This is a genomic window from Roseicella aerolata, from assembly GCF_020523605.1.
GTDB lineage: Bacteria > Pseudomonadota > Alphaproteobacteria > Acetobacterales > Acetobacteraceae > Paracraurococcus > Paracraurococcus aerolatus.
The window spans coordinates 178,768-185,667 of the sequence record NZ_JAJAQI010000005.1; the positions used below are offsets into that span (position 1 = coordinate 178,768).

General features: G+C 67.5%; 7 protein-coding genes. 3 read left to right on the forward strand and 4 right to left on the reverse strand.

Annotated elements, in window-relative coordinates:
- Window positions 1-99 precede the first annotated feature (99 nt).
- Window positions 100-930 carry an SDR family NAD(P)-dependent oxidoreductase gene (locus tag LHA35_RS05310; RefSeq protein ID WP_226605466.1) on the forward strand — a complete coding sequence of 277 codons (831 nt, stop codon included), beginning with the start codon at window positions 100-102 and terminating at the stop codon, window positions 928-930.
- 11 nt (window positions 931-941) lie between these two features.
- On the opposite strand, the gene LHA35_RS05315 is transcribed toward LHA35_RS05310, so the two are convergent.
- From LHA35_RS05315 to LHA35_RS05325, 3 genes are all read right to left on the reverse strand, one after another.
- Complete coding sequence (locus LHA35_RS05315; protein WP_226605469.1) at window positions 942-1,904, reverse strand: Bug family tripartite tricarboxylate transporter substrate binding protein; 963 nt, start codon at window positions 1,902-1,904, stop codon at window positions 942-944.
- Entirely contained in the window at window positions 1,904-2,719 is an 816-nt protein-coding gene (locus LHA35_RS05320; RefSeq protein ID WP_226605471.1) for an SDR family NAD(P)-dependent oxidoreductase, read from the reverse strand. The genes LHA35_RS05315 and LHA35_RS05320 overlap by 1 nt, the downstream gene beginning before the upstream one ends.
- A 91-nt stretch (window positions 2,720-2,810) precedes the next feature.
- On the reverse strand, window positions 2,811-3,482 hold the full coding sequence (locus tag LHA35_RS05325; protein WP_226605474.1) for a glutathione S-transferase family protein: 672 nt from the start codon (window positions 3,480-3,482) through the stop codon (window positions 2,811-2,813).
- A gap of 213 nt (window positions 3,483-3,695) precedes the next feature.
- Here LHA35_RS05325 and LHA35_RS05330 point away from each other — a divergent pair, with 213 nt between their 5' ends.
- Both LHA35_RS05330 and LHA35_RS05335 read left to right on the forward strand, forming a co-directional pair.
- Window positions 3,696-4,973, forward strand: a complete 1,278-nt coding sequence (locus LHA35_RS05330; RefSeq protein ID WP_226605475.1) for a Gfo/Idh/MocA family protein — start codon at window positions 3,696-3,698, stop codon at window positions 4,971-4,973.
- Between the two features lie 25 nt (window positions 4,974-4,998).
- Window positions 4,999-5,247, forward strand: coding sequence for a hypothetical protein (locus LHA35_RS05335; protein ID WP_226605477.1), 249 nt, complete (start codon window positions 4,999-5,001; stop codon window positions 5,245-5,247).
- Window positions 5,248-5,267: 20 nt separating this feature from the next.
- On the opposite strand, the gene LHA35_RS05340 is transcribed toward LHA35_RS05335, so the two are convergent.
- Complete coding sequence (locus LHA35_RS05340; protein WP_226605479.1) at window positions 5,268-5,696, reverse strand: response regulator; 429 nt, start codon at window positions 5,694-5,696, stop codon at window positions 5,268-5,270.
- Window positions 5,697-6,900: the final 1,204 nt, after the last annotated feature.

Genomic DNA, 6,900 nt, shown 5'->3' on the forward strand with positions numbered 1-6,900 from the left:
CTCCCTAACTGGCCCACCGGACATTGTCCGGTGGGTTTTTTCTGCGGGAACGGCCGTGTCGGGCGGGTGTTGGGGCGCAGAACTCCAGGGGAGCCCCTTATGGCATCCGAACAGGCCAGGCCGCTTGCTGTCGTCACCGGTGCCTCGACCGGCATCGGCCGTGAACTTGCGAAATGCTGCGCCCGCAACGGCTTCGACCTGGTCATCGCCGCCGACGAGCCGGAGATCGAAGCAGCCGCCACCGAGATTCGTGGCCTCGGTGCCGCGGTGGAGGCAGTGCAGGCCGATCTTGCCAGCATCGAGGGGGTGGACCGGCTGCATGCCGCGCTCGCGGGCAGGCCGGTGACGGCGCTGCTGGCCAATGCCGGCCGCGGCCTGGGCAAGGGCTTCCTGGACCAGGAGTTCAGGGAGATCCGCCATGTGGTCGACACCAACATCACCGGCACGCTCTACCTGATCCAGAAGATCGGGCGGGAGATGCGGACCCGTGGCGAGGGCCGCATCCTCATCACCGGCTCGATCGCCGGCTTCCTGCCGGGGACCTACCAGGCCGTCTACAACGCTACCAAGGCTTTCCTTGACAGCTTCTCTTTCGCCTTGCGGCACGAGGTGAAGGACCAGGGGATCACGGTGACCTGCCTGATGCCGGGCGCGACCGAAACGGAGTTCTTCGAACGCGCCGACATGCTCGACACCAAGGTGGGCACCTCGAAGAAGGACGACCCCGCCATGGTGGCGGAGACCGGCTTCAAGGCGATGATGCGCGGCGACGGCGATGTGGTGACGGGCTGGCACAACAAGCTGCAGACCGCGATCGCCTCCGTCACGCCAGCCGGCTTGCTTGCCGAGCAGCACCGGAAGATGGCGGAGCCCGGCAGCGGCAAGCCGCAGGCATCGCGCGCCGGCGAAGGCCCTACGCCGGCGCGCTGAGACAGGAGGGCTCAGTCTGGCTTGATGCCGACGGCCTTCACCACCTCGATCCAGGCCGCGGTCTCCCGCCCCAGGCGCGCCGAGACCGCGGCCGCATCGGCGTGGCGGACGAAGGTGCCGGCCTCGGCGGCGCGGGACTGAACGGCGGGTTCCGCCAGCACTGCCCGCACCTCGCGCGCCAGCCGCTCCTGCACCGCCTGCGGTGTCCTTGCGGGGGCATAGAGCGCGTACCAGACATCCACCGGGAAATCGGCTAGGCCGGATTCCGGCAGGCTCGGAACATCCGGCAGGGCTGGATGGCGCTGCTGGCCGGTGGTGGCAATGGCGCGCAACTTGCCCTCACGGAGGAAGCCGATCACCGGTGGCGGGCTGTTCATGTAGAACTGCACGCGGCCCGCCAGCAGATCGCTGATCGTCTCGCCCGTGCCGCGATAGGGCACGTGCAGCAGGTCGATGCCGGTGCGCCGTTTCAGCAGTTCCGTCCCCAGATGGTGCAGCGATCCGTTGCCGGCCGAGGCATAGGCGATCTGTCCCGGCCGCTGCTTCGCATAGGCCACGAATTCCTGCAGCGTCCGCGCCGGGATGGACGGGTGCACCATCATCACCTGCGGCGTGTCGGTCAGTTGGGCGATGGGCACGAAATCCTTCTGCGGATCGAGATCGGCGGTGCCCTCCACGGCCGGCCGGCCGGTCATGGTGCCGGAATAGCCGACCGTCAGCGTGTGCCCGTCCGGCCGGGCGCGCGCCGTCGCCAGCAATCCGATCAGGCCATTGCCGCCCGGGCGGTTCTCGACGACCACGGGCACGCCGAGGCGCTGGGACAGCGGCTCCGCGATCAGCCGCGCGGAGAAATCCGTGCCGCCCCCGGCCGGGGAGGCGACGATGATGCTGACCGGGCGGTCCGGGAAGGATTGCGCCAGTGCCGCAGGCGCGAGCAGCAGGGCCGGCGCCGCCAGCAGTGACCGGCGCCGCATCAGACCGGCCCCGCCGCGGTGAAGCCGCCATCCACCACGATCTCGGTCGCGGTGATGTATTTGGCCTCGTCGCTTGCCAGGAAGAGCACGGCGTGGGCGATGTCCCAGCCGCTGCCCATATGGCCCACGGGCACGCTGGCATGACGCTTGGCGATCAGCGCCTCGGCATCATTGGCGCCGAGCTGGCGCACCAGGCGGTGCTCGACCAGTGGCGTGTGCATCAGCCCGGGCACGACGGTGTTGCAGCGGATGCCCTTCTTTGCATAGCCGAGCGCCACGGATTTCGAGAAGGCGATGATGCCCGCCTTGCTGGCGGAATAGGCGCTGTGCACACGCCCCGTGCCCATGCGCAGCCCCGCGACGGAGGAGATGTTCACCACCGCGCCGCTGCCCTGCGCCTCCATATGCGGGAGGACGTATTTGCAGCCGAGGAAGGCGGTCTTCAGGTTGAAGTCGATCTGGTGGTCCCAGACCTCCTCCGGCATGTCCACCGGTCCGCCAGGATGCGATCCGCCGACATTGTTCACCAGGATGTCGATGCGCCCGAAACGGGAGAGGCAGGCGGCAATCGCGGCCTCTACCTGCTCTGCCGCCAGCATGTCGCAGTGATGCGCAACCGCGGTGCCGCCCTCGCCCGCGATGAGGTCGCGCGTCTCGGCCGCAGCGGCCTCGTTAATATCGACGCCGAAGACCTGCGCCCCGGCGCGCGCCAGCAGCACGGCCGTTGCCTTGCCGTTGCCCCAGCCAGGTCCCACGGACCCTGCGCCCGTGACGAGCGCGACCTTTCCATCAAGCCTGAACAAAGCGTCCTCCATGGTGATTTGCTTGGGCCAAATGAGGCCGGGCCCAGAGGTCGTCTGACCCCTGGCATGGGTGCTCCGGAGGGGGCAGCGCCCCCTCCGGATGTCAGGAAGCGTTATGCCTGAACATGAACCTCCGCGCCTCCTCATCCATCTCGGTCTTGAAGGCGTGCCGGTCCTTGAGCGTGTTCGCGCGTTGCGCCGCCGGCCGCGCGCTGATGGCCTCGAAATGGCGCTTCACATTCGGCAGTGCGTCCCAGGCTTCCTCCCCCAGCACGAAGGCGGCGGCGCGTTCCCAGCCCCAGGCCGCCATGTCGACGATCGAGTAGCTGTCGCCGACGATCCAGTCGCGCCCCTCCAGGCGGTCGTTCAGGATGCTCCAATGGCGCTTCGCCTCGAAATCGTAGCGCTTGATGGCGTAGTCGATCCGCTCCGGCGCGTGGTGCCGGAAATGCACCGCCTGGCCGGAATAGGGACCGATGCCGGTGGCAATGAACATCAGCCAGGAGAGCGTCTCTCCGGCGAACTCCGGATCGGGGAGGAATTTGCCGGTCTTCTCCGCCAGGTAGAGCAGGATCGCGTTGCTGTCGAAAACCGGTTTGCCCTCATCGACAATGGAAGGCGCCTTGGCGTTCGGGTTGATCGCCATGTATGCCGGCGTGAACTGCTGACCCTTGCGGGTGTCCACCGGTACCGGTTCATAGGGCAGGCCGCTCTCTTCCAGGAAGAGCGCCACCTTCATCGGGTTCGGCGCGGTATTGTAGTAGAATTTCAGCATCCTGTTCCCCGTGTCTCTGCTGGATCGTCCTGCGCCTGGGCTCGCGGCAGCATGGCCTGTCGGGCTTGGCTGCGCGCCCGGATTTCCGTGGCCGGGCGCGCTCGCCCGGATGGGAGCGCAACCGGCACCGCGCCGCAAGCGACAGTCTCGCCACGGCCAGGCTCAACTTCTCTGCCTGATCTGCGTTGGCGCTTCCGTCTGCAGGACGATGCGATGGACGAGAGCATGACACGGCGCGGCATCATGCGCACGGGTGGCATCGCTGCAGCCGGGCTGACAGTGGGCGCGGCCGGCGTGCCGGGCTATCCGCCGCCCTCTCCCATCGATGTGGGTGGCGTGCAGGATGGCCGGGCGGCCTTCCCGCCATGGCGCGGCGAGGCTGACCCGCCAGGCGAGCCGCCGCCAGCACCGCTGCCGCCCGAGGAGCGCGTCGGCTTCGCCATCATCGGACTCGGCCGCATCAGCCTGGAGCAGATCCTGCCGGCCTTCGCACAGTGCCGGTTGGCGCGGCCCGCAGCCCTCGTGAGCGGCTCGCCGGAGAAGGCGCGGCTGACCGCGCGGCAATACGGCCTCCGGCCGGACTCCGTGCATGGCTACGAGCAGTTCGAGCGGTTGCGTGAGGACCCCGCGGTGCAAGCCGTCTACATCGCGCTGCCTAATGCCATGCATCGCGAGTTCACCGAACGCGCGGCAGCCATTGGCAAGCATGTGCTGACCGAGAAGCCGATGGCGACCAGCAGCGAGGATTGTGCGGCGATGATTGCCGCCTGCGCCCGCTCCAATGTGCGGCTGATGGTCGCCTATCGCTGCCAGTATGAGCAGGTGAACCGCGCCGCCATCCAGGCGGCACAGTCCGACGCCGTCGGCAGGCTGCGCTTTCTGCAGGCGGCCAACCTGCAATCGAGCGGCCCGGGACCGCAGTGGCGCTACAGCCGGCGTCTCGCCGGTGGCGGGGCGCTGCCGGATATCGGCATCTACTGCCTGAACGCGGCTCGCTACCTCAGCAGGGAGGAGCCTCTCGAGGTCGTGGCGCAGGCCTACAGCCCGCCGGGCGACGAACGGTTCCGCGAGGTGGAGGAAAGCATGTCCTTCACCCTCCGCTTCCCCTCAGGCCTGCTGGCGCAGGCGCAGTCGAGTTACGGCGCCTATCAGGAGAAGTCGCTGCGGCTGACGGGCGAGCGCGGCAGCCTGTTCCTGGAAGATGCCTTCGCCTATCGCGGCCAGCGTCTGCATCTTTTTTATCGGGATGGCGAACACGGCCTTCAGCGGCAGCCGCAGATACACCCGCGCAACCAGTTCGCACTCGAACTCGACCATATGGCGCGTTGCATACGCGAGAAGCGCCGGCCGCATACGCCAGGCGAGGAAGGCCTTCGGGATCAGGTCATCATGGAAGCGATCATGCGCGCGGCGGAAAGCGGCCGGCCGGAGCCGGTTCCGCTGCTGCCGGCTGACATGACGGTACGCGGGCCGGCACCGGATCCCGCGTGACGAAGCGCTCGTGATGCAGTGCGCCATGAACCGCCGGGCCGCTCATGCGCTCAGGCGCGACCGCAATGTAACGGAGATGATGATGCGCGCGACATTCCGCCTGCTGCTTCCGGCGCTCCTGCTGTTCGGCCTGGCTGCCTGCCAGCAGGAAGGTCCTGGGGAGCGCGCCGGGCGTAGCCTCGACCGTGCTGGCCAGAATGTGCGTGATGCGGTCGATCCGCCGCGCGGCCCGGCCGAGCGGCTTGGCCGGTCGGTCGATCGCACGCTCAACTGAAGGAACATGTCGGGCGGCCGCTAGACTCGCCGCTCGGCATCCTCTTCCTCGGGCGCCGATGGCAGTGCATGCCTCTCGCCGGCGCCGATCATGTCATGCAGCACCGCCGCCGCCAGCGAGGGAGTGAAGGGCTTGGCAAGAAAGCGCGAGCCATCCACGGCCTGACCTTCCTCGGCCCCGCCATAGCGACCCGAGGCGTAGACGACGGGCAAGGCCGGCCGGATGACCCTTGCCGCACGCGCGAGAGCGAAACCGTCCGAACCGCCCGGAAGGTTGATATCGGTCAGCATCGCAGCAATGTCATCACGGTCACAGACCAACGTCAGCGCTTCCCTCGCATCGGCCGCTTCCAGAACCTCGAAGCCGCCATCGCTCAGCGCATCAACCAGGGTGAGGCGTACGAGGAAGTCATCCTCTACGACAAGCAGTACGGGTGGATCGGCCTGCATTCACTGGGTTTCCCTGCCTTGCCATACGCAAGTGCAAATCCCAGGCGGCGTTGCCAGCCCATCCTGTGACGAGCGCGTGACCAAGACCCGCCGCATGCGCCAAAGACGCGAGCCAGATCGCACGATGCTACTGCGCAGCGGAAAGGAATGGACGGCCATTACGGTGCCGAGCGACACAGCGCAGGCAGCATCCACGCCATGTTTGCTGCTGTAGCTTGACTTCGTGCCACCTGGACGATCTTCAGCACCGTTCCATGACCGCATGCAGCGGCGCGGGGAGGCGCCTGAAGGTAACTACATGCATGCGCGAAATGCTGCACTGGATGTGATCCGCCAACCCGGTGAGCACGCGGAAGCGCGATCCCTCCAGGCGATGCGCGACGTCATCTGGAACGCGGCATGATGCGAAACGAACCGGCCCGCATGCGACGCCCGTAACGTCACCGGGCTGCATGATACGCGGCGTCGCTTCACAACCGGTCTTTTGGTCGGTGCGCAACGTCGCGCAGCAACCGCAACGCGTGCAGGCGCTGCGGGCGACGGTTGCGCAGAAGGGTATATGGGCCCGCAGCGGCAACGTCCGGCAACCGACCTAGGCGCAAGGTTCTTCCCGGCGCATCGATGGCTCTGGCCGTTACCGTCTACGGTGACGACGATCCCAGTTGGCCAAAGCATGCAGAGAGCAGGATAGCCACGCACATGCCGTCTGGGTGCACCGCATCAGACAGCCTGTTCGCCGCCGCCTCATCATGGATCGGCCACCAGGCACGCGTCACAATGCATATCCGGCCGCACTCCGCAGATGGTCATCGTATCGGCTTGATACGGCCTCCTCAGCCGGAAGGTGCGCCCAGGTTTGGCTCCACAGCGAATTGCGTTCAGGACCGGACGCCAACCCGCTGCGGGTCTTTGTTCGTCGCGCAGAGTCTCGCTCCCAGGCGTGAACGGCCGGGAACGATCCGCTCTAGCGCGCCGACATCTCCGCTATGCTGAGCAGCACCTCGCCGTTGCGGCGGTCGCGCGGCAACGTTCCCGCGCAGCCGGCTTCGGACAGCACCGGTGAGCCGGGTGCGGTCACGTCCAGCGGTCGCGTCCCTGGTGGTGGTGTAGGAGGGACAGAGCCCGGGGCGCGTAGCGAAGCCCCATGGCTGAGCGGAGCGGAGCGCCCCGGGCGGCCACCGCGGTGATCCTCGGTAGGGTTGGG